Source organism: Glaciecola sp. KUL10, assembly GCF_003203515.1.
Lineage (GTDB): Bacteria > Pseudomonadota > Gammaproteobacteria > Enterobacterales > Alteromonadaceae > Glaciecola.
On sequence record NZ_BGNG01000002.1, the window covers coordinates 191,575 to 211,909 of the forward strand.

Below are 20,335 nucleotides of genomic sequence, written 5' to 3' on the forward strand. Positions count from 1 at the left end.
GTAATAACAATGTCGATTGGTCTTATCGGTCGTAAAGTGGGTATGACTCGCATCTTCACAGAAGATGGCGTATCTATCCCTGTGACTGTTATTGAAGCGACCCCAAACCGTGTGACTCAGTTACGTACTGACGAAACTGACGGTTATCGTGCACTACAGGTTACCGCTGGCACTAAGAAAGCTAACCGCGTTAATAAAGCTCAAGCAGGTCACTTTGCTAAAGCTGGCGTGGAAGCAGGCCGCGGCTTGTGGGAATTCCGCCTAGAAGGTTCTGAAGGCGGTGATATTGAAGTGGGCAGTGAAATCACTGTTGAAATCTTCAATGACACGAAAAAAGTCGATGTAGCAGGTACATCAAAAGGTAAAGGTTTCCAAGGCGCTATCAAACGTTGGAACTTCAGTTCACAACGTATGACGCACGGTAACTCTCTATCTCACCGCGCTCCTGGTTCAATTGGTCAAAACCAATCACCAGGTAAAGTATTTAAAGGCAAGAAAATGGCTGGTCAGCTTGGTAACAAGCGTATCACCACACAGTCTTTAGAACTTGTTCGCGTTGATGCAGAAAATAACCTGTTATTAATTAAAGGTGCTGTACCTGGCGCAACTGGCAGTGACGTTATCGTCAAGCCGGCACTTAAAGCCTAGGTCTGGGGAGTAATCTTATGGAATTATCATTGAAAGACGCGAAAGGCGCTCTTGAAGTATCCGAGACTACCTTTGGCCGTGAATTCAACGAAGCACTTGTTCATCAAGTGGTTGTTGCTTTCGGTGCAGGTGCTCGTCAAGGTACTAAAGCGCAAAAGACGCGTTCAGAAGTACGTGGTGGCGGTAAGAAGCCATGGCGTCAAAAAGGCACTGGCCGTGCTCGTGCTGGTACTATCCGCAGCCCAATCTGGGTTGGTGGTGGTCGTGCATTCGCAGCTAAGCCGCGTGACTTTGATCAAAAAGTAAATAAAAAGATGTACCGTGGTGCGATCAAAAGCATCCTATCTGAGCTGGTACGTCAAGAGCGTTTAATCGTAGTCGAAAAATTTGGTGTTGAAGCGCCAAAAACTAAAGAGCTTATCGCTAAGCTTAACGAATACGAACTAAACGACGTATTAATTGTGACACCAGAAGTTGATGAGAACTTGTTCTTAGCATCACGCAACTTGTATAAAGTTGACGTACGTGACGTTCAAGGCATCGACCCTGTAAGCCTAATCGCTTTTGATAAAGTATTGATTACAGCTGACGCAGTTAAACAACTTGAGGAGGCATTAGCATGAACGAAGAACGTTTGTTAAAAGTGCTTTTAGCACCTCACATTTCAGAAAAAGCGACCTTAACTGCTGAAGCAAACAACACGGTTGTTTTCAAAGTAGTTAAAGATGCGAACAAAGCCGAAATTAAAGCGGCCGTTGAAAAACTTTTCGAAGTAGAAGTAAACGCTGTTCGTACAGTGAACTGCAAAGGTAAAACTAAGCGTCACGGTCAATCTTTTGGTAAACGCAGCGACTGGAAAAAAGCATATGTAGTGCTTAAAGAAGGTCAAGACATCGACTTCGCCGGTGCGGCTGAGTAAGAAGGGGATTAGAAATGCCATTATTAAAAGCTAAGCCAACTTCTGCAGGTCGTCGTCACGTTGTTCAGGTTACTAACCCTGATTTGCATAAAGGCGCACCTCATGCTCCTTTGCTTGATACTAAGAGCAAATCTGGTGGTCGTAACGGCAGCGGTCGTATTACGGTTCGTCATATCGGTGGTGGTCACAAGCAACACTATCGTATTATTGACTTCAAACGTAACAAAGACGGCATTCCAGCGAAAATTGAGCGTTTAGAATATGATCCAAACCGTTCGTCTAATATCGCTTTGGTATTATACGCAGACGGTGAGCGTCGTTACATTTTAGCACCTAAAGGCGCTAAAGCAGGCGATGCAATCCAATCTGGTTCTGATGCACCTATTAAAGCGGGTAATGCAATGCCAATGCGCAACATTCCTGTAGGTACCATCGTACACGCGATCGAAATGAAGCCTGGCAAAGGTGCACAAATTGCACGTTCTGCTGGTGCATATGCACAAATGCTAGCGAAAGACGGCGCGTACATCACGCTACGTTTACGTTCTGGCGAAGTGCGTAAAGTATTAGCTGACTGCCGTGCAACAATCGGTGAAGTTGGTAATGCAGAGCACATGCTTCGTTCACTAGGTAAAGCCGGTGCTACACGCTGGCGTGGTGTTAGACCAACAGTTCGTGGTGTTGCCATGAACCCGGTTGATCACCCGCACGGTGGTGGTGAAGGTCGTACTTCTGGTGGTCGTCACCCAGTATCACCTTGGGGTGTTCCTACTAAAGGTAAGAAAACCCGAAGTAATAAGCGTACCGATAAACTTATCGTACGTCGTCGTAATAAATAACAGCGAGGATTCACCATGCCACGTTCTCTCAAGAAAGGTCCTTTTATTGACCTACACTTGCTGAAGAAGGTAGAAGCTGCAGTGGAAAAGGGCGACAAGAAACCAATTAAGACTTGGTCTCGTCGTTCTATAATTATCCCAGATATGATTGGGCTAAACATTGCGGTTCATAACGGTCGCCAGCACGTACCTGTTCACATTAGTGACGAAATGGTCGGCCATAAGTTGGGCGAATTTGCGCCAACGCGTACTTATCGCGGCCATGTCGCTGATAAGAAAGCCAAGAGATAAGGAGAATAAAATGGAAGCTTTAGCTAAACACCGTTTTGCTCGTACGTCACCTCAAAAGGCACGCTTGGTAGCAGATCAAATCCGCGGATTGCACGTTGAAAAAGCTTTAGAAATTTTAACGTACAGCCCAAAGAAAAGCGCAGCGCTAGTCAAGAAAGTTCTTGAGTCTGCGATTGCCAACGCTGAGAACAACGAAGGCGCAGATATTGACGAATTGTCAGTAGCTAAAATCTTTGTTGACGAAGGCCCGACTATGAAGCGAATCAAGACACGTGCTAAAGGCCGTGCTGATCGTATCTTTAAGCGTAGCAGTCACATTACCGTGATTGTAGCGGATAACTAGGAGTAGATTATGGGACAGAAGGTTCATCCTACCGGTATACGCCTGGGTATCAGCAAACCATGGACATCGACTTGGTACGCTAATACAGCAGAGTATGCAGACAACTTGTTTAATGACCACCAGGTCCGTCAATATTTGACGAAACAGTTGAAAAGCGCGTCACTTTCTAAAATCGTGATTGAGCGTCCAGCTAAGAGTATCCGTGTGACTATTCACACTGCTCGTCCTGGCGTTGTCATCGGTAAGAAAGGTGAAGACGTAGAGAAGCTTCGCAATCACGTATCTAAGCTTGCCGGTGTGCCAGCTCAGATCAACATTGCTGAAGTTCGTAAACCAGAACTTGATGCACAGCTTGTTGGCGATAGTATTTCTAGCCAATTAGAGCGTCGTGTTATGTTCCGTCGTGCTATGAAGCGCGCGGTACAAAACGCAATGCGCCTAGGTGCACTTGGTATCAAAGTTGAAGTTAGCGGCCGTTTGGGCGGAGCAGAGATTGCTCGTTCAGAATGGTATCGTGAAGGTCGTGTACCACTACACACTTTCCGTGCAGACATCGATTATGCGACGTCTGAAGCATTGACTCAATACGGTATCATTGGCGTTAAAGTCTGGATCTTCAAAGGTGAAGTATTAGGTGGTTTACCACTTACTCAAGAGCAACCAGCTCCTGCACCTAAGAAGAAAGGCCGTAACGCTAAACGAGAGGGCTAATCATGTTACAACCAAAGCGTACGAAATTTCGTAAGATGCACAAAGGTCGTAACCGTGGTCTTGCTGTTGCTGGTAGCAAAGTAAGCTTCGGAACATTTGGCCTTAAGTCTGTTGGCCGTGGTCGTATGACTGCTCGCCAAATCGAAGCAGCTCGTCGTGCCATGACTCGTCACGTTAAACGTCAAGGTAAAATTTGGATTCGAGTTTTCCCTGACAAGCCAATTACTGAAAAACCTTTAGAAGTTCGTCAAGGTAAAGGTAAAGGTAACGTTGAGTACTGGGTATGCCAAATTCAACCGGGTCGTGTGTTATATGAAATGGAAGGTGTTCCAGAAGAATTAGCACGTGAAGCGTTTGCATTGGCTGCGGCAAAACTGCCATTTAAAACAACCTTTGTAACTCGGACGGTGATGTAATGAGCGCGACTGAACTTAGAGAAAAAAGCGTGGAAGAATTGAATGCTGAATTACTTGAATTGCTTCGTGAGCAATTTAACCTTCGCATGCAACACTCTACGGGCCAGTTAGAAAAAACTGACCAATTACGTACAGTACGTCGCAGCATCGCACGTGTTAAAACTATCTTAACGCAGAAGGCAAATGCGCCTGCTGCTGGAGAATAGATAATGACTGAACAGAAGATTCGTACAGTACAAGGCCGTGTAACTAGTAACAAAATGGATAAAACCATTACTGTTATGGTTGAGAGAACTGTTAAGCACCCAATCTATGGGAAGTTTATCAAGCGTTCAACTAAGCTACACGCACACGACGAAGCTAACGTATGTAACGAAGGAGACGTAGTAACTATTACTGAATGTCGTCCTTTGTCTAAGTCTAAGACTTGGAAGTTAGTTGACGTAGTGACTAAAGCACAGTAATTTTTGCTTTAACAAATTGAAAAGGCGCTAAGTGAAAACTTAGCGCCTTTTTTGTTTTCTGAAATTTAACTGCAATTTCTAGTAACTAATAAGAATATTTATCTCTGCTTTCTGTTTTTTACATTTAAAGCATAAGACCGAGATGTACCTTGCCACACCACTAAGCCATAACAGATACCAGCAATGAACCAAACTAAGACAGTAGCGATAAATTTCATTGTATCTAAGCCGTTAGATAGTGTTAGCCACATGAAGATCATTCCGCTAGGGATGCCCCATATAACTACACCATCAAGTAACAGGAATCGTGCGATCCCCCTAGAGTACTTCTTTTCCCATCTTTGTATCTGATCCTCATCCCACCGTGAATATAATGAAAAAAGGTTGGTTAATTTGTTTTTCATGCCGTTACTTCTATCTACTTGTGATTACTTCCAACAAAAAGTGAAACTTAAAATTGCCTGTACTAGGTTTTTTTGTTTAACTTTTTAACGATTGGATCTAAATTAGTGATAACGAGCCCTGTTGCGGAAACCGCCGAACCAGAAGCTCTTGCTCCTGCATTAAAAATTATAGAGCCCGCCCCTCCTACAAATCCACCAAGGGCGCCGAACGCTATGCCGACTACTATATCGCCAAGATCCCCATCATTTAACCAAGCTGAAAACCCACCGCCAATTGCTCCGATGGCTGCTCCAGCAAACAGTGCGCCACCCGCTACATCATCCACTTCGTGCTCTAATAACTCTTTCATTTATAACTTCCTTGTTAAGGTTGAAGTATTCTATCCATTGTTAGATAGGCCAAATAATGTAGAGTTTTCAATAAGGCGAATCAACTGCCCTTTCAACTAGTATTTGGCTGACTAGTCACTTGAATCTTGATAAAATCTAAGTTTGAACCTGCACGAGATTTAATAATGTCACTTCCACCCTGCCCACAATGTCGTTCCGAATTCACATACGCGGATCAAATGATGATGATTTGCCCTGAATGTGGCCATGAATGGAACCCAGAAGATAAAAGCGATGACGATACGCCCAATATACTAGATGCAAACGGAGCTTTAATTGTTGATGGCGACAAGGTATACATCGCTAAAGACTTAAAACTAAAAGGCTCTTCAAGTGTGATTAAAATCGGTACCAAAGCAACTGTAAGGCGGGTGTTGGACAAAGCTGACCATCAACTCGACTGCAAAGTTGATGGGGCGGGTGAAATCATGATTACAGCGAAGTTTGTTAAGAGGGTCTCTGACTAGAGCCAACTCTACTGTATTTAGCAGACCACTAATCTGCGAAGAAGTATTAAGAATAATGCTCCAATGAACATTAAGTTTGTTTTAGGTAAGGGAATGGTATCAACAGTATTATCAAAAGAAAGAGTGTCACTATTAAAAACAGCTTGATTTAGTTGGGTGCCACCTCCGTTGGTTCCGGTGGTAAAACTGTTTGCAATCAATTGGCCATTGACCATTCCACCCTCTCCAATTACGCTAGCATTTGGCGCTAGTACCGAGCCGTAAATAGACGTGTTGATAGTGACAGTATCGGCTTCAAAAAAGTTAAAAAGTATATTCTTTGCGTCATGAGATTCATATGCCGCAGTCTTAATCAACCAATCCTTTGCAGTAAGGTTAATATTTTCACCTGAAACATTAAATACTATACGAGCCCCTAAAGCCAATTCACTTGTTTTGACACTGTTAAAATTAAATAACTGATTACTGTCAATATTAGTAATATAGGTATAGCGTGATGTTGAAGTATCGATTAAGAGCTCGCTCCATTTCACTGTATTAATTGTATTTGTTGATATACTGAGATTGGTTGATAACTTCTGGAAGTGATTTTTGTCGAATTCATAATTGGAAGAAGTGCTTCGTAATTCGTTAGTATTATTGATAGTAGCAGTACCCGCAACACTCACCAAACCATTTACATCGCCCCCATTTACACTTAAATTTCCATTTGTAGCAATCGCAAGCTCATCAGAACCATTAAGTGTCGCGACAGTGTAGCCAGTTAAATCTATATTTTCATTTACCAATAAGGCACCTTGTGAGTCGTTATTCAAACCAGTAAATTCACTAAAAATGTACGCGTTTGCATCACCCATATCTTTAAAATCGATAACGGTAGCATGGGCAATAAACGCTATTAAGTATAATGACAGCGCTGTCAATTTGAGAAGGGTTTTGCCGCATTTTTTGAACATACTAAATATCCGTTGAACTAATTAATCGTTGGGGCGGGCAGGTTACAGGTCTGACCTCTATGAGTCAAGTAATACTTAAGTGTTATTTATTGAGCCTGATACAGATTTGCGAAAGAACTAGATTTTACTCTTTGTACCCGTATCATTGTCATAGATACCGCATACAATTAATTCCTCACCTAAATTATATACATTGTTGATAGCGACATAACTACCTGAAAAAATTCCAGATATCGGTGCTAACACGAAGCCACCAATTGAATAAAAAGTATTGCTTTCATTGAAGCCATCCACAAATTTTAAAGTTTTCTTGTCCGATGAAATTTCACAACGATTTACATTGACGTGGTCTGTTTGGGGTACTATCACGCAGGAGGATAAGGTCAGGCTGCAAAACATGAGTGTAATTAGATTTTTCATAAATAAACTCTCTTTTTATCGTGATTTGATAAATTTAGTTAGAAATTGATATGGGCAAATCTTTAAGTTTCATCCAATTACTTATAAGCCTGCTTAAATGAACTTAACTGTAATTCCTTATCCGATTACACTATTAGCAATTGATTATTGTCGCTTCTTTTATTTAAAACACATAAATGTCAAACAGCCCTTCAACTCACTCTAAAGTGGTACATCAAACGGTAGCATTGTTAACCAAGCATGGAAAGCAAACACTTATAGCGCCCCTTTTTCGAGAAGCGTTCAACAGTACTATTGTTCACACAGACACCTTTGACACTGACTTGCTTGGCGCATTTGATCATTCGGTTGAAAGAACATTGACCCCTAGCCAGGCTGCGTTAAAGAAAGCTTACTTATCTTGTGAGGCAACAGGCTGTAATCAAGGTATTGGGAGCGAAGGCAGTATTAATTCAATTTTCGGTGTTGGTTTAGTGGATGAGGAATACTTAGCGTTTATCGATATTGAGAAAAAGCTAGAGGTTGTTGCCCGCGTTCATTCGGGCTTGGCGCTGGGGCCCATTCGGGCCGACACGGAAATCAGTCTTAAAGAGCAATTGTCCAAATACAATAATGAACAAGCTTGGATGTTAAGCAAAAACAAGCTTAATGATGCAACTCAAAAAGAGCAGTGGGAAAAGGGCTTAACAGCAAACGAATTACTACTTCGCTTTAAAGACGTAGAAAACATTGACGTTTATTTGGAGCCAGATTTTAGAGCCATGCACTGTCCTGATAGACAAACAGTGATAACAAAATGTGCAGAAAAACTCATTGAGCAACTCAATTCATTTTGCCCTGAGTGTGGCAAGGTCGATTTTGATGTGTGCCACGCAAAAGTCCGCTACGTAACGTGTGAACTTTGTACGCTACCAACGAATCAGGTCCAAGAGAGAGCTAAAACGTGCTCTGCATGTGGTTTTGAAGAGAGTATTCCCAATGTGAAAACAGTGGGAAGTGCGTTTTACTGTTCTTTCTGCAATCCATAGCTCGCTACGTGCTAACCTTTGGTTTACTTAATATGTGTTCCAATTCTTCTAGCGATTTCCCTTTGGTCTCGGGAAGCAAGTAAATTACAAACACTAACCCCATTATTGCGAACATGCCATATAACCCGAAGGTAGTTGCCGCGCCTAACGTGGCTAGTTCAACTGGGAAAATGAGTTGTACTGAAAAGCTGACTAAACCGTTGATAAGCCCAACAAAAGAAATAGCAACGCCACGCAGTTGAGTGGGGAAAATTTCAGAAAACAAGACCCACATCACCGGACCAAGTGAAATCGCAAACGAAGCAACGAACCCTAAAATGCCGGCAAGGATGAGTTTTGCATTGATGGTAATACTGTTGCTGATTAGCAAACTTTCATTGTCTCTGGCAGCTTCTTCTCCAATTGCATCACGAAGCGCCTTTTTAAATGAAACATCGCTATCAAAGGACTTATTCACCAATGGCTTTAAATCTGTTGTATCAAAACGCCTATCAGCTGCTTGGCTTTCTTCAATTGCAGTGAACGTTTTAGGAGTAATCATATAGCTAGCTTTAGCAAAGCCATATGTGCATATTGCCATGCTCAAAATAATGCCTGTTAGCCCAATTATTAAAAGCGGTTTACGACCCCATTTATCGATTAAAGACATCGCCACGATAGTGAAAACGACATTAATAACACCTACCAAAACCGCTTGTAAAAATGCAGCATCGGTGCCGATTCCACTTTGTTCAAAAATCGTTGGCGCATAAAAGAAAATGGCGTTGATCCCTGTAATTTGTTGGGTGATAGCGATGACTACACCTACTAATAAGGCTAAACGCATTTTTGAGCTGAATATATCCTTCAGCTTTTTCCAAAGAGAAGTTGTTTGAAGAGCAGAGCTACTTTTAATATCTGCTATTTCTTGTTCAGCCTCGCTTACAGGCATAAGTTTATGAATGATGTCTTCAGCTTCTGTTCTTTTATTTTGTGCAAACAACCAACGTGGTGTATCAGGAATGGTGAATAAGGCTAAGAAAAATATAAGTGCTGGTATGATTTCAAGGCCAAGCATCCATCGCCAAGCCGCATCAGAGTCACTCAATTGCAAAATAGCGTAATTCGTAAAGTAGGCAGCAGATAAGCCAATGACAATGTTTAACTGATTAATTGAGACTCTCTTGCCCCGTTTGGTCGCGGGGGATATCTCGCCAATATACAAGGGGGCGATCATTAACGAAGTAAACGCCAATCCTCCAATCGCTCTGGCGCTTACTAACATTTCATAAGAAGTTGCAAAAGCTGAGGCCAATGCAGAGAGTAAATAAAGAAATGCAATACATAGCAATATTTTCTTACGGCCAATTATGTCACTCAAGGGACCCACTATCATGGTGCCAAATAAACCAGACAAGGTAGGCGCGGCGACAACAAAGCCAGCCTGAATCGGCGTTAAATTAAATTCGCTACTCACAAAGCCTATTACGCCAGATATGACCGAAGCATCAAAGCCAAAGACAAAGCCTCCCATTGAAACGACAATTGCACAGTAAAGAGAGTAAGAAGCTTTGTAAGTCACAGTGGGATCCTTAATTGTGCCTTAGCGACATGCTACTGCTCAATTGTAAAATAATTGTTGTTATCTTGTAAGGATACGACTAATGCTATCAACATGTATACAGTCTAAAACACCATCTCGGCGCGCGCCCCGCCCATTTCATCGCAGTTGCCGATTGAAAACTCGATTCCGTGCCAATAGCAAACTCTATCAACGATTGCCAAGCCCATTCCATAACCTGAGTAGTCAGGTTTACTCGCACCTCTTCTAAAGGGCTTTAATAGTTCATTGGCTTGTTCTTCGTTAATGCCTTTGCCATCATCCGTAATGCTCAAAACACCTTTACCTGCTTGCTGGATATATTCGATCACAATAAGGGAGTTTGCATGTTCCAATGCATTATTGATTAAATTGATTAATGCCATTTGAAACAGGTTTTGTTCGACTTCTAGCACGATATCGTTTGCTACATTGAGGCGAATGTCGATGTTTTTGAATTTGGTCGATTGTTTACGGCGTTCAATTGCACCTTCTACTAAGTTACACAATTCGCATGGTTGTTTTGCCATTTGATTCATGCTTTGCTCAAGTTTCGCGTAGCTTAGCATGACAGAAATTAAGCTTTCCATTTCTCCAATGTCTTGGTTAAGTCGCTTAATATAGGCTTGCATCCTCTCTGGGTCTTGCGTTTCTTCTAAGGCTTCTATTCCAAAACGCAAGCGGGCGATAGGGGTTCTTAGATCATGAGAAACTGCACTGGTCAGTAGTTTATTATCATCAATCAGCATCTGTATTTTGTGAGCCATTTGATTAAATGCTGATTCGATATCTGAAATATATGAGGTTCTTTGATGCTTGATACGCACCTCAAAGTTGCCATTAGCTACTTCATTAGTGGCTTTCTTTAAGTTGCTTAGTTGCCTAATTAATGGGAATAACCAAATGATCACACTGGCTAATACACCGATATAAAACAAGCTAGAAAAAACAAGTTTTAGCCATTCATTGTTCGTTTGATTATTTAACTTAGTCACACTTACCGATAACACGCTTTTTTTATTAGGTAAGAAAACATTAATCGTAATTGCTTCGCTAGACTCAAGCAGTAAGACTTCGCCCTTGATAAAGCTCTGATTGAGTTCTGGTGGCAGCGGAAACTGCGCGATTGGCGTAAGTTTGATCGTCTGTTGGCTGTTATCTTCCCACATTGCCAATGCAACTTGTGTGTCTTGTGAATGATCAATTACCTTAGCAAGGCTTTTTACCATTTGTTTATGGCTTAGATACTCATCATCAACCTGAGCCTCGTTAAGGTTTTGAAAAAAGCTATCGAGCGCGAACCCGAGTAAGAAAACCGCACTGAGAATCACAAATACAAGAGAAAAGCCTAATTTCTTCACAATTCATCCCAAGCATTTTCAATAAACATATAGCCTTTGCCCCAAATCGTTTTGATTTTGTATGGGTTGCTAGCATCGTCATTTAGTTTCTTGCGCAGTCTTGAAACAATGATGTCCATACTTCTGTCAAAGCCATCGTATTCGATGCCTCGAATCTGTTTGGAGAGAAATTCTCGGCTAACAATATCAGGCGCATGAGTTGCTAATTGGTGTAATACATCAAATTCATTAGATGTGAGTTTAATGACTTTTTCTGCAAATAAAACGGTGCGATTTTCAGTTCTGATAGATAAGTTACCAAACGTCAGTGCGTGTTCGTTTTCTTTAAGAGGTGAAGTGGTTTCACGTCGTAACAAGGCTTTTATTCTTGATAACATGACGCGAGGCTTTATCGGTTTGGTAACGTAATCATCAGCACCAATTTCTAGCCCTAATACTTCGTCCATCTCTTCGTCACGTGCGGTCATCATCAATATTGGACCTTGATATCTGGGGCGAAGCTCTTTACATACATCTAGACCATCTTTACCCGGTAACATAATATCCAAAAGGACAATATCGGGACGATCTTGAAGTACCATTTCTACTGCAAGATCGCCGCGAGTGACGATTGAAACCGCATAACCGTGCTCGTTTAAATAGTCGCTAAACCACTGTGCTAGTGACATGTCATCCTCGATGAGCATGACATGCGTTTGTGTGTCTATTGTCAAAAAAGTCTCCAGCTCGATTTTGGACGTTTAGATGATTTAAATACCCAAGAGACTACCATGCGGGTGCGCGAAAGCACTTCTTGCGAGTCTCTTTGAGCCAGCACGTATTCTTCGTCTTGGGTTGACTGAAAATCAAATGAAAATTGGCCACCTGTTTGGTTTTGCCAGCACTTAAGTACGCTTTTGTTAGACCATTGAATAATGCAATAGTCGCCTGGAATCGCGTGCTCCCATGTTAAGCTTGTTTGCTGATAACAGATTTGACCCTTGCGCAAAGCAACACATCCTTTGGGTGAAATACTTAGCTTTGCCAGCCCTTTCATTTGGGGACTTGTTTGCTGCTGAGCGTGACTCAAGGATGTGATGATTAACATCAAAAGCGCAGTAAAGTATTTTAGTAGTTTCATTATTTAACTCCTAAAACACATAACTAATACTAGCGCCAACAGCAATAACACCGTCGCGAGTCGTTTTAAATAATGGGTTGTCTTTGGTTCCATTAGTCGTGTGTGCCACTGCGGTGGCTCTAAAAATCCAATCTTCACTAATCGGATAGGTGACGCCGATACTTGCATTAGCATTTAGCATGGCACTGGCTTCATAAGCTTCAAAATCTGTTCGTAGCGACTCTTCTTCGGACACACCTAAGTAGTAATTTGAAAATTTATCATTTGCGTATGATAAACCTAATAGTCCGTGGAAATTCCAGTTGCGATATTGCCAGTTTCGGCCGATTAGGGCACTAGCGGTGATACCTTTGCTCTTTCCGGATACATCGTGCTTCAATGAAAATTGCACAATATTTTCGCCTAGATAGCCAGTCGCTCTTCCACCAAACATGGTACTCGCTTCTCGTTCATCGATATCTTTGAATCTATCGTCTGTATCATCAGAGATGCCATCGCCAGTATTGGCAAGTACAACATCAAATGACCAGTTGTCCGTGTTATAGGCGTTGTAGCCAAATAAAAGAGGCTCAGAGGTTTCGCCAGCGACGTCGACAAAAAAGCCTCGGTAGTTATAGCTAGCCGCTACTACAAATGTAAAGCCTGCAAACTCGGGTTCATCTTCAGTAAGTGAAGGACCAGTACCTGCTACTGCACCTAAACCAAACTCTAAAAAATTATCCGGCGCTGCGTTTTCGTCCGCATTTACGCGCAACTCACGAGCGATATCTGCACCAAAAACAGGAGTAGTTGCTAAACATGATGCTAATAATAGACTTGCCAATACTTTATTGGGTGAAGACATTGTTTTTCCTTAATTGTTGAACACCCGAGCAGTGTATCCATTGCCGACAAGTATATACGTAACAAGATTTTGTGTTTGTAACAAAGTGTAGCGTTTTCACACTATAAGCACTGTAAGTAATTGAATAAATAGCGTATAACAACTTAACACAATAAACTCGTATACCGTATAGTGCGTGTGCTTAACGACAAATGGAAGCGACTCATGAATCTTAAAGCAAGTGTCATTCAAAAAACTCAGGCATGGATCGAACCCTATACTTTTGCTCAACGGTGCTATTTTTTCGCGTTAATCTTATTTATTTTTCAAATAGTCAGTTTTGACGACTTGGCTTTACCAGGAATTTTAGCATTTGGGTTAATATTTATTGGGTTTAGCGGTGAACTGCTCGAAATGTTTCAAAAGGTATGGGATACGACGCTCGGGAAGAGTATTTTCATTATCACTTACGCCACGTTAGCTAACATTGCATTGGCGTTTGCAGCATTGCAGATTAATTTGATTACAGGTATTGAGCCCTCTCCATTTATCTTCACGCTTGGATTTACTACGCTAGTGTTTGCCCCCTTGTGGATCGGTATAACCAGCATCGTATTTTTAGCAATCGGTATCATATTTTTAAACGCATGGATACTTATTAGCTTACTGTTAAAAGTTCTGGGGTTTGAAATAAAGGTTCATTGGAAAGACAAGAAGCATGCGATTCTGAGTCTAGTATTGAGGCTTATTTTATTACCCATCATGATCATCGGTATTGTTGCTGCGCTCGCTCCCTATGTTACTGAGGCTTCTGGTAATAGAGTTGAGTTTGTGATGTTTGGCCCGAGCAGCAACGATAATGAGCAAGGTGCATTTACCCTAAACGTATTAGATGAAGAAGCAGCTCGTGAAGAATTACAAAAGATAAGTGCCCGTCATGCATCAGTTCGCAAGTTGATAGCTGAGTTTATTTTTCACTTTGAAGCTTACCCTTATAGTTCATGCCATAAAAAGAGTCATCAGCGCTCGGTGGTTATTGACGAAAATGCAATTTTGCTGATTGAACGAAACCCTCAAGCTAACTATGGATATGATTTTGTCGTTGCGCCTTGTGAAAGAGGGTTTAGCGAAAATAATTCGGTTAGCCAACTGATACCTGAAGGTTCAAAGTAATTGATTTTGCACCTAATACTGGTTCAATGGCGTATACATTAATAGAAAAATGGTTCAGCGAAACAGAGAATAACGAATGTACACAATAATAAAGCACGCCCATCTAACGATCATCCTACTTACATTTATATTTTTTATTATAAATTTTGTACTTACGCTCAAAAACTCTGATGCACTTAGTCATAAAATTCTCAAGATAGGTCCACATATTTTATATACCTTGTTTGTGATTACATTTGTCTACCTTGTGCTTAATAATCCACTTAACCTTTACCCTTTTGTTAATGGTTGGGCATCTTCTAAGTTAGCTGGTTTTGTGTTGTATGTTTTATCAATCACTCTTGCCTTAAAATGGGCTAAAAAACGAATTTGGCAATTTGTTGGTTTGCTAAGTGCAGTGTTTTGGCTAGTGATGAGCGCGCGCCTGGGCTTCGCGGACCATTTAAAGGTCAAAGGTACTAATGCTTTATTAGAAATGATTAATACTACTTCGCCATTTTTGTATGCTTGATAGTGTGTTTAACTAGAATTATTGCGCATAGCGAGTGCTAATCGAAAGCTATGAGCTTTGTCATAATAAAGACTTGCAAAACTTAATTATTTGCCGATAAACCATCAAGAATGGAATTTATTTAACACTTTTGATCGGCGTACAATATTGATATCTGAATACGAGACAACCTATATTAGGGAGTTGGGCAAGCTTCTTAAAACTTGGGAGCTTTTTGAACAGAGTCGCAAATCTGAGGCTTTGCTTGAGTTTCAGAAACAATGCTTGAAAATTTATACAGATATCACACCGCTTACACTATTTGCTCTGCAACAAATAATTAAAAGCCTCATCGACAATTCAAACGATGGATTAAAAGAGCAGAAATCAATTGATGAAACAATTCTTGATAATAAGTGGTTGATTGATCAATTAATCACAGGTCAAAAAGAAAAACCAGATCCATTTCTCGTGGAAGTCAATAGCGATGTTGGTGGTGAAGACCTTATTTCATCATTTATTAATCAGCATGAAAACTTACTGCATCGAATAGATAAGCAGACAGTTGGTATCATTGATGATCAGAAATCTATTGGGCATGCACTTATCGAGATACTTCATACGTTTGCTATCAATGCATATTGGTTTGAAAGCATTGAAAAGTACGAAGAAAGCGATAAGGATATTGATTTAATTTTACTCGACATCGTGATGCCAAAGGTGACTCAAACTGAGGTGTTCGAGTTCGCAAAACGTCAATCTGAAAAGGGGCAAAAGGTGATTGTTTGCTCGTCAACATTTACCTTTGAAACACGCTTAGCAGCGGTAAGAGCGGGTTGTGCTGACTTCATTACCAAGCCAATTAATTCATATTCCTTAATTGAAAAAATCTCTCGCACACTAGGCACTAATCAATCGCATGCTTTCCAACTGGTGCTTGTCGACGATCAAGCTACGATGGGCACGTTTTATAAGCTCATGATTGAACAAGAAGGTTGTGACGTTATTTACTTTGAATCAGCGGAAGGCCTTTTTAAAGAACTTGAAAATTTGCGCCCAGACCTATTTTTACTTGATATGAATATGCCTGATGTCGATGGGATTGAACTGGCTAAGATGCTTAGGTACGAGGCTAAGTTTGATTTCACACCCATTATTTTTATTACTGCTGACGAGACCGTTGAAACTAGATTACACGCGATTTCGGCTGGAGCAGAGGACGTCATTTCCAAAGCGTCTGCGATTGGAGCGGTAAAAAGTCAAATCTTGACACGTTTAAAGCGGGCTAATGATATTCGTAAGCATGTTGCAAGAGATGCGTTGACAGGTGTATTGAATCACGGACAAATTGCAGAAGTGACAAACCAAATAATCAAGCGTTCCCGACGTGAAAAGCAGCCCACATCACTTGCAGTAATTGATTTAGATAAATTCAAACAAGTTAATGACACCTTTGGTCATGTGGTGGGCGATCGCGTTCTGTTTTCACTGGGGCAGTTGCTTATGAATTCTCTAAGAGATACTGATGCTATCGGTCGCTGGGGGGGTGAAGAGTTCGTCATCGCGTTTGAAAATTGTACGGTAGATGCGGCAGCCAAAAAACTCAACAGCATAAAATCTGCTTTTAAAGCGATGTCCTTTAGTGACGATAAAGGTGGTTCAATTCATGTTTCTTTCAGCGCTGGCGTCATTCAACTGGGTCAAAAAACGGATCTCGAAGAGGCGATTATTCTAGCGGACAAAGGTCTTTACAAAGCCAAACACGCTGGCAGAGATAAGATAGTCACGTTTATTTGCAAGTAAAGGGTTTTAAGTCGCTAAGTCGCGTTTATTATTAAACCAAACACCTATTTTTTTCAGTAAGTGTTAGGACTTGTTTCAAAATACTCAAATTTACAAGCTTTGTTACATTCTGTGCATATAACACACACTTTTTTGTGTGACACTTCAGTCTCCATATTGCAAAGGGCTTTCAACATGAAACGTTTAATTTTTTCTTCCGCGTTATTAATAAGTGCATTTTCATTTTCAGCACACGCTGCGACATCGTTTGAGGTTGAGGAATTCAATCGCGCATCAATTGATGCGATGGATGCACTACAAAGCAAAAATTATGATCGTGCATATGAAAACTTAAATATCGCTTCAAAATTGGGCAATAAAATTTCTCAGTTTGCCTTAGCGCTTATGTATTTGCAGGGACTAGGTGTCGAACAAGATGTAACGCAAGCCTATCTTTGGCTAAACGTGGCAGCCGAAGGTAAAGAGCGTAAATGGAGAGACGTTCGAGACCAAATAAAAAGTAGTCTTTCTAGTGAGCAAAAAGCAGCACTTCAACCAATGATAGACGAATACATCGCGATGTATGGTGAGGATGCTCAAGAAGTAAGCTGTTATAAGCGCGCAGAAATGGGTACCAACCGAAAACTAATGCAGTGTAGTAAGTATCGTACGCCAGGTAAATAGGGGGCCTTATCGGTCGCATAATTGCAAAGAGTACTTAATTCACGCATATTAAAGGCCAATGAATGTAATCAAGGAGCGTTATCATTCGGCCTTTCATTTTCGTTATTCTTTTATCTGGGGCCAGTATTCTTGCCAGTTGCAGCCATATATCATCTGGATCAAACTCAAGTGACTCCGAACAAAATTTAGTCAAGTTCAAGCAGGGTCAGACAATTAATGAAGCCGTTAAAAATGTACTTTACGACGATTATTTTGATGTTGTTGATCTGTCGGCTGAAAAACTGTTTTCATTGTCTCCTGAACAAATAAAACAATTTGAAGATTACTACTATGATCCTCAACGGGCTACTACTAAAGAGCATAGTCGGTTTGCGGATTATCTGTCAGGCTCCTTATCGGGTTTTACTTATGATGGGGTTACCTATACTGCACAAGAAGCTTATGAAAAGGGCGCGGGTAATTGTTTATCGCTTGCAATACTAACGACGGCGTTGGCAAAAATTGCGGGTCTTGATATCGAATATCAGAAAAATGATTCTCAACCTATTTTTAATAAGCAAGGCAACGTCCTGTTGCTATCTTCCCATGTAAGAACAAAAGTATTTGAACCTATCAAGCAAGTTAAATCAGGTAAAATACTGATTAGTCGAGCCCATTCAATCATTGATTACTTTCCAGATAGTACGGTCGTGCAAAGTTACGAAGTGAAAGAAAACACATTTATTGCAATGTACCACCAAAACAAAGCTGCGAGTGCATTAGTCGATAATGCTTATGACTTGTCCTACGCTCATGTAAAAAAGGGCTTAGAGCAAGATCCAACGCAAAGCGAGTTATTGAATATTCTTGCCGTGATTTACAAGCGTATTGGGCAAACTAGCAATGCACTTGCAGTGTTTAAGTTAATGGAGGATAAAAAGCTCGCAACTTTAAATTCTTCGGAAAATTATGCAAACCTGCTTTTGAGTATGGGAGAAAAGAGCAAAGCGGAAAATATTCTGGCATCACTAGCAGACGTAAATGAAAGCAACCCCTATGCATGGCTAGCATTAGCTAAAACTCATATCAATGAAACAAATTATCAAAGAGCGATTAGCTTTGTTGAGCGAGCCGAAAACTTAGCGCCTTATCTACATGAGCCTCATTTTCTTAAAGCCAGCATTTACTTCCAACAAGGTAAGCTCAATTCGAGTCGATTAGCATTACAAAAAGCATTGGTATTGGCAGGTACGCAAGAAAACCAACGTTTGTATGCCGCTAAGTTGGAGGCGTTAAAAGCTCATAATTGTCGACAATGCCTGCCTTAAATTGGTGTTTATATGCTAAATTTTATAGGTATTGTAACAATATATACGGGTAAACGACCGGTGTTCGATAGTAAATCTTGCTATTTTCATTTGCGCTAGCATCACTAAAGACTAATTAAATCTTTTATGACTGTTTGCACTTGTTTAGGTATTCTCTTATTGTCTTTGAAGTGAGTTCACGACTAGAGAAAAGCATGCATGATGATCTGTTATTAAAAGTTAGAAATCTGGAAAAAAGTGATTATTCACAGCTAAAACTGTTGATGGATAAGGTGTATCAAGATATCGGTGGGGCTTGGTCTCGTCATACAATCAATCGCTTAATTGAGGATTTACCGGAAGGTCAGATTGTAGTGATTGACCACGAAAAACTTGTCGGTGTAGCGCTCACTGTAAAAGTAGATTATACACGGTTCAGCAACCCTCATACCTATGATGATTTAATTGGACATCGAGAAACAATCTTAAATAATGTTGAAGGCGACGCACTCTATGGCTTGGACCTTCTGATTGACCCAGATTATCGCGGTTATAGGTTGGGCCGGCGTTTGTATGAAGCTAGGAAGGAGTTATGTCGTCAATCGAATTTAAAGGCGATACTCGCTGGTGGCAGGATCCCAGGTTATCACAAACATGCCAGTGAGATGAGGGCCAGTGAGTATTTGCAGGCTGTAGCAAGACGCGAAGTGTATGATCCAATATTGACCTTTCAATTGTCCAATGACTTTCAAGTAAAAAGGTTACTTCATAAATATTTGCCTGAAGACGAAAAGTCACAAGGCTATGCAACACTGTTGGAATGGAATAACTTTTTATATGAACCTTCTGATACTGTCATAGAGAGCCGCAAGACCCAAGTTAGAGTGGGCGCTGTTCAATGGATGATGAGAGAAGTCAACTCTGTTGAAGATGTTTTACAGCAAGTGGAATATTTTATTGATGCCCTATCAAGTTATCAAAGTGACTTTGCTGTGTTTCCGGAGTTCTTTAACGCAGCCTTAATGGGACTTTGCCCAGATCAAAGCCAACAGGTAGAAGCTATCCGTTTTTTAGCTGGTTTTACCGAACGATTTAAAACTGAAATGTCACAATTGGCAGTCAGTTACAATATCAATGTAATCACAGGTTCTCTTCCTTTGTTGGAGGGCGATACGCTATACAATGCGAGTTATTTATGTCGTCGTGATGGCACAATAGAATGCCAAAAGAAAGTCCACATTACGCCTCATGAGCGCCGAGATTGGGTTATTCAAGGTGGTGATAAGCTACAGGTTTTCGATACTGATGCAGGTAAAGTGGGGATCTTGATTTGCTATGACATTGAGTTTCCCGAATTAGGTAGAATGATGGCTGCAGAGGGTTTAGACATTATTTTCGTACCCTTTTGGACAGATACAAAGAACGGTTACCTAAGAGTTCGTCACTGCGCTCAAGCGAGGGCGATTGAAAACGAATGTTATGTTGTGATTTGCGGCAGCTGTGGGAATTTACCTGCAGTAGAGAATTTGGATGTTCAATATGCCCAATCAGCAGTATTTTCACCATCTGATTTTGCTTTTCCACATGATGCTGTAATGAGTGAAACAACAGCAAATACAGAAATGATGATGTTTTCGGATCTGGACTTAGACAAGTTGAAATTGGTCCGTAGTGAGGGTTCTGTCAATAATTTGAAAGATCGCAGGCAAGATTTATACAGTATTTCCTGGCGCAAATAAGC

At 41.0% G+C, this 20,335-nt stretch carries 27 protein-coding genes; 18 read left to right on the top strand and 9 right to left on the bottom strand.

Translation table 11 applies throughout. From position 1 onward, the window contains the following. Positions 1 to 9 precede the first annotated feature (9 nt). Genes rplC through rpsQ form a run of 10 tightly spaced genes read left to right on the top strand, consistent with a single transcriptional unit; the run spans position 10 to position 4,631 of the window. On the top strand, positions 10 to 648 hold the full coding sequence (gene rplC, locus KUL10_RS04720) for a 50S ribosomal protein L3 (RefSeq protein ID WP_110427756.1): 639 nt from the start codon (positions 10 to 12) through the stop codon (positions 646 to 648). Between the two features lie 17 nt (positions 649 to 665). Then, entirely contained in the window at positions 666 to 1,271 is a 606-nt protein-coding gene (rplD, locus tag KUL10_RS04725) for a 50S ribosomal protein L4 (protein WP_110427757.1), read from the top strand. Next, positions 1,268 to 1,567 (top strand): 50S ribosomal protein L23, encoded by a 300-nt coding sequence (gene rplW, locus KUL10_RS04730; RefSeq protein WP_110427758.1) that lies wholly within the window; start codon positions 1,268 to 1,270, stop codon positions 1,565 to 1,567. Before rplD ends, rplW begins: the two co-directional genes overlap by 4 nt. A 14-nt stretch (positions 1,568 to 1,581) precedes the next feature. Beyond that, entirely contained in the window at positions 1,582 to 2,406 is an 825-nt protein-coding gene (gene rplB / locus KUL10_RS04735) for a 50S ribosomal protein L2 (protein ID WP_110427759.1), read from the top strand. 15 nt (positions 2,407 to 2,421) lie between these two features. After that, the gene (rpsS, locus tag KUL10_RS04740; RefSeq protein ID WP_110427760.1) at positions 2,422 to 2,697 is read left to right on the top strand and encodes a 30S ribosomal protein S19; all 276 of its coding nucleotides are present in this window, start codon (positions 2,422 to 2,424) and stop codon (positions 2,695 to 2,697) included. A gap of 10 nt (positions 2,698 to 2,707) precedes the next feature. After that, the gene (rplV, locus tag KUL10_RS04745; RefSeq protein ID WP_110427761.1) at positions 2,708 to 3,040 is read left to right on the top strand and encodes a 50S ribosomal protein L22; all 333 of its coding nucleotides are present in this window, start codon (positions 2,708 to 2,710) and stop codon (positions 3,038 to 3,040) included. Between the two features lie 9 nt (positions 3,041 to 3,049). After that, positions 3,050 to 3,751, top strand: coding sequence for a 30S ribosomal protein S3 (gene rpsC, locus KUL10_RS04750; RefSeq protein ID WP_110427762.1), 702 nt, complete (start codon positions 3,050 to 3,052; stop codon positions 3,749 to 3,751). Between the two features lie 2 nt (positions 3,752 to 3,753). Further along, a complete protein-coding gene (gene rplP / locus KUL10_RS04755) occupies positions 3,754 to 4,167 on the top strand; it encodes a 50S ribosomal protein L16 (protein WP_110427763.1) in 414 nt (137 codons plus the stop codon). Further along, positions 4,167 to 4,373, top strand: a complete 207-nt coding sequence (gene rpmC, locus KUL10_RS04760; RefSeq protein ID WP_110427764.1) for a 50S ribosomal protein L29 — start codon at positions 4,167 to 4,169, stop codon at positions 4,371 to 4,373. Before rplP ends, rpmC begins: the two co-directional genes overlap by 1 nt. 3 nt (positions 4,374 to 4,376) lie before the next feature. Continuing rightward, positions 4,377 to 4,631: a 30S ribosomal protein S17 gene (gene rpsQ / locus KUL10_RS04765; protein WP_110427765.1), complete on the top strand. Its 255-nt coding sequence runs from the start codon at positions 4,377 to 4,379 to the stop codon at positions 4,629 to 4,631. A 98-nt stretch (positions 4,632 to 4,729) separates the two neighbouring features. On the opposite strand, the gene KUL10_RS04770 is transcribed toward rpsQ, so the two are convergent. Both KUL10_RS04770 and KUL10_RS04775 read right to left on the bottom strand, forming a co-directional pair. Further along, complete coding sequence (locus tag KUL10_RS04770) at positions 4,730 to 5,035, bottom strand: hypothetical protein (RefSeq protein ID WP_110427766.1); 306 nt, start codon at positions 5,033 to 5,035, stop codon at positions 4,730 to 4,732. A 62-nt stretch (positions 5,036 to 5,097) separates the two neighbouring features. Then, positions 5,098 to 5,385, bottom strand: a complete 288-nt coding sequence (locus KUL10_RS04775) for a hypothetical protein (RefSeq protein WP_110427767.1) — start codon at positions 5,383 to 5,385, stop codon at positions 5,098 to 5,100. A gap of 165 nt (positions 5,386 to 5,550) precedes the next feature. Between KUL10_RS04775 and KUL10_RS04780 the strand changes: the two genes are divergently transcribed. Further along, on the top strand, positions 5,551 to 5,892 hold the full coding sequence (locus KUL10_RS04780; protein WP_110427768.1) for a zinc ribbon domain-containing protein YjdM: 342 nt from the start codon (positions 5,551 to 5,553) through the stop codon (positions 5,890 to 5,892). Between the two features lie 17 nt (positions 5,893 to 5,909). On the opposite strand, the gene KUL10_RS04785 is transcribed toward KUL10_RS04780, so the two are convergent. Together KUL10_RS04785 and KUL10_RS04790 are read right to left on the bottom strand one after the other, a co-directional pair. After that, the gene (locus tag KUL10_RS04785; RefSeq protein ID WP_110427769.1) at positions 5,910 to 6,848 is read right to left on the bottom strand and encodes a choice-of-anchor A family protein; all 939 of its coding nucleotides are present in this window, start codon (positions 6,846 to 6,848) and stop codon (positions 5,910 to 5,912) included. A gap of 117 nt (positions 6,849 to 6,965) precedes the next feature. Next, positions 6,966 to 7,268, bottom strand: coding sequence for a hypothetical protein (locus KUL10_RS04790; RefSeq protein ID WP_110427770.1), 303 nt, complete (start codon positions 7,266 to 7,268; stop codon positions 6,966 to 6,968). A gap of 176 nt (positions 7,269 to 7,444) precedes the next feature. On the opposite strand from KUL10_RS04790, the gene KUL10_RS04795 reads away from it, so the two are divergent. Further along, on the top strand, positions 7,445 to 8,296 hold the full coding sequence (locus tag KUL10_RS04795) for a DUF6671 family protein (protein WP_110427771.1): 852 nt from the start codon (positions 7,445 to 7,447) through the stop codon (positions 8,294 to 8,296). 4 nt (positions 8,297 to 8,300) lie between these two features. On the opposite strand, the gene KUL10_RS04800 is transcribed toward KUL10_RS04795, so the two are convergent. The 5 genes from KUL10_RS04800 to KUL10_RS04820 form a co-directional block, all read right to left on the bottom strand. Next, on the bottom strand, positions 8,301 to 9,857 hold the full coding sequence (locus KUL10_RS04800; protein WP_110427772.1) for a sugar porter family MFS transporter: 1,557 nt from the start codon (positions 9,855 to 9,857) through the stop codon (positions 8,301 to 8,303). Positions 9,858 to 9,961: 104 nt separating this feature from the next. Further along, the gene (locus tag KUL10_RS04805; RefSeq protein WP_110427773.1) at positions 9,962 to 11,236 is read right to left on the bottom strand and encodes an ATP-binding protein; all 1,275 of its coding nucleotides are present in this window, start codon (positions 11,234 to 11,236) and stop codon (positions 9,962 to 9,964) included. Further along, entirely contained in the window at positions 11,233 to 11,943 is a 711-nt protein-coding gene (locus KUL10_RS04810; protein ID WP_373415176.1) for a response regulator, read from the bottom strand. Before KUL10_RS04810 ends, KUL10_RS04805 begins: the two co-directional genes overlap by 4 nt. A gap of 2 nt (positions 11,944 to 11,945) precedes the next feature. Beyond that, the gene (locus KUL10_RS04815; RefSeq protein ID WP_110427774.1) at positions 11,946 to 12,356 is read right to left on the bottom strand and encodes a DUF3019 domain-containing protein; all 411 of its coding nucleotides are present in this window, start codon (positions 12,354 to 12,356) and stop codon (positions 11,946 to 11,948) included. Positions 12,357 to 12,366: 10 nt separating this feature from the next. Beyond that, positions 12,367 to 13,200, bottom strand: coding sequence for a MipA/OmpV family protein (locus KUL10_RS04820; RefSeq protein ID WP_110427775.1), 834 nt, complete (start codon positions 13,198 to 13,200; stop codon positions 12,367 to 12,369). Between the two features lie 204 nt (positions 13,201 to 13,404). On the opposite strand from KUL10_RS04820, the gene KUL10_RS04825 reads away from it, so the two are divergent. The 6 genes from KUL10_RS04825 (at position 13,405) to KUL10_RS04850 (ending at position 20,333) form a co-directional block, all read left to right on the top strand. Continuing rightward, complete coding sequence (locus KUL10_RS04825) at positions 13,405 to 14,352, top strand: hypothetical protein (RefSeq protein ID WP_110427776.1); 948 nt, start codon at positions 13,405 to 13,407, stop codon at positions 14,350 to 14,352. 76 nt (positions 14,353 to 14,428) lie between these two features. Further along, the gene (locus KUL10_RS04830) at positions 14,429 to 14,863 is read left to right on the top strand and encodes a SirB2 family protein (RefSeq protein WP_110427777.1); all 435 of its coding nucleotides are present in this window, start codon (positions 14,429 to 14,431) and stop codon (positions 14,861 to 14,863) included. Between the two features lie 264 nt (positions 14,864 to 15,127). Beyond that, positions 15,128 to 16,645 (top strand): diguanylate cyclase, encoded by a 1,518-nt coding sequence (locus KUL10_RS04835; RefSeq protein WP_158525317.1) that lies wholly within the window; start codon positions 15,128 to 15,130, stop codon positions 16,643 to 16,645. Positions 16,646 to 16,819: 174 nt separating this feature from the next. Beyond that, the gene (locus tag KUL10_RS04840; protein ID WP_110427779.1) at positions 16,820 to 17,308 is read left to right on the top strand and encodes an SEL1-like repeat protein; all 489 of its coding nucleotides are present in this window, start codon (positions 16,820 to 16,822) and stop codon (positions 17,306 to 17,308) included. Between the two features lie 290 nt (positions 17,309 to 17,598). Beyond that, entirely contained in the window at positions 17,599 to 18,615 is a 1,017-nt protein-coding gene (locus KUL10_RS04845) for a lipopolysaccharide assembly protein LapB (protein WP_110427780.1), read from the top strand. A 194-nt stretch (positions 18,616 to 18,809) separates the two neighbouring features. Further along, positions 18,810 to 20,333: a carbon-nitrogen hydrolase family protein gene (locus tag KUL10_RS04850; RefSeq protein WP_110427781.1), complete on the top strand. Its 1,524-nt coding sequence runs from the start codon at positions 18,810 to 18,812 to the stop codon at positions 20,331 to 20,333. Positions 20,334 to 20,335 lie beyond the last annotated feature (2 nt).

What these genes read in the sequence shown, in the direction of transcription:
- KUL10_RS04825 (WP_110427776.1), top strand. Translation starts at nt 13,405, where the DNA reads ATGAATCTTAAAGCAAGTGTCATTCAAAAAACTCAGGCATGGATCGAA.
- rplV (WP_110427761.1), top strand. Translation starts at nt 2,708, where the DNA reads ATGGAAGCTTTAGCTAAACACCGTTTTGCTCGTACGTCACCTCAAAAG.
- KUL10_RS04850 (WP_110427781.1), top strand. Translation starts at nt 18,810, where the DNA reads ATGCATGATGATCTGTTATTAAAAGTTAGAAATCTGGAAAAAAGTGAT.
- KUL10_RS04780 (WP_110427768.1), top strand. Translation starts at nt 5,551, where the DNA reads ATGTCACTTCCACCCTGCCCACAATGTCGTTCCGAATTCACATACGCG.
- KUL10_RS04840 (WP_110427779.1), top strand. Translation starts at nt 16,820, where the DNA reads ATGAAACGTTTAATTTTTTCTTCCGCGTTATTAATAAGTGCATTTTCA.
- rplC (WP_110427756.1), top strand. Translation starts at nt 10, where the DNA reads ATGTCGATTGGTCTTATCGGTCGTAAAGTGGGTATGACTCGCATCTTC.
- rplD (WP_110427757.1), top strand. Translation starts at nt 666, where the DNA reads ATGGAATTATCATTGAAAGACGCGAAAGGCGCTCTTGAAGTATCCGAG.
- rpsQ (WP_110427765.1), top strand. Translation starts at nt 4,377, where the DNA reads ATGACTGAACAGAAGATTCGTACAGTACAAGGCCGTGTAACTAGTAAC.
- KUL10_RS04775 (WP_110427767.1), bottom strand. Translation starts at nt 5,385, where the DNA reads ATGAAAGAGTTATTAGAGCACGAAGTGGATGATGTAGCGGGTGGCGCA.
- rpsS (WP_110427760.1), top strand. Translation starts at nt 2,422, where the DNA reads ATGCCACGTTCTCTCAAGAAAGGTCCTTTTATTGACCTACACTTGCTG.
- KUL10_RS04770 (WP_110427766.1), bottom strand. Translation starts at nt 5,035, where the DNA reads ATGAAAAACAAATTAACCAACCTTTTTTCATTATATTCACGGTGGGAT.
- rplB (WP_110427759.1), top strand. Translation starts at nt 1,582, where the DNA reads ATGCCATTATTAAAAGCTAAGCCAACTTCTGCAGGTCGTCGTCACGTT.
- KUL10_RS04785 (WP_110427769.1), bottom strand. Translation starts at nt 6,848, where the DNA reads ATGTTCAAAAAATGCGGCAAAACCCTTCTCAAATTGACAGCGCTGTCA.
- KUL10_RS04795 (WP_110427771.1), top strand. Translation starts at nt 7,445, where the DNA reads ATGTCAAACAGCCCTTCAACTCACTCTAAAGTGGTACATCAAACGGTA.
- KUL10_RS04815 (WP_110427774.1), bottom strand. Translation starts at nt 12,356, where the DNA reads ATGAAACTACTAAAATACTTTACTGCGCTTTTGATGTTAATCATCACA.
- rpsC (WP_110427762.1), top strand. Translation starts at nt 3,050, where the DNA reads ATGGGACAGAAGGTTCATCCTACCGGTATACGCCTGGGTATCAGCAAA.
- rplW (WP_110427758.1), top strand. Translation starts at nt 1,268, where the DNA reads ATGAACGAAGAACGTTTGTTAAAAGTGCTTTTAGCACCTCACATTTCA.
- KUL10_RS04790 (WP_110427770.1), bottom strand. Translation starts at nt 7,268, where the DNA reads ATGAAAAATCTAATTACACTCATGTTTTGCAGCCTGACCTTATCCTCC.
- KUL10_RS04830 (WP_110427777.1), top strand. Translation starts at nt 14,429, where the DNA reads ATGTACACAATAATAAAGCACGCCCATCTAACGATCATCCTACTTACA.
- rpmC (WP_110427764.1), top strand. Translation starts at nt 4,167, where the DNA reads ATGAGCGCGACTGAACTTAGAGAAAAAAGCGTGGAAGAATTGAATGCT.
- KUL10_RS04820 (WP_110427775.1), bottom strand. Translation starts at nt 13,200, where the DNA reads ATGTCTTCACCCAATAAAGTATTGGCAAGTCTATTATTAGCATCATGT.
- rplP (WP_110427763.1), top strand. Translation starts at nt 3,754, where the DNA reads ATGTTACAACCAAAGCGTACGAAATTTCGTAAGATGCACAAAGGTCGT.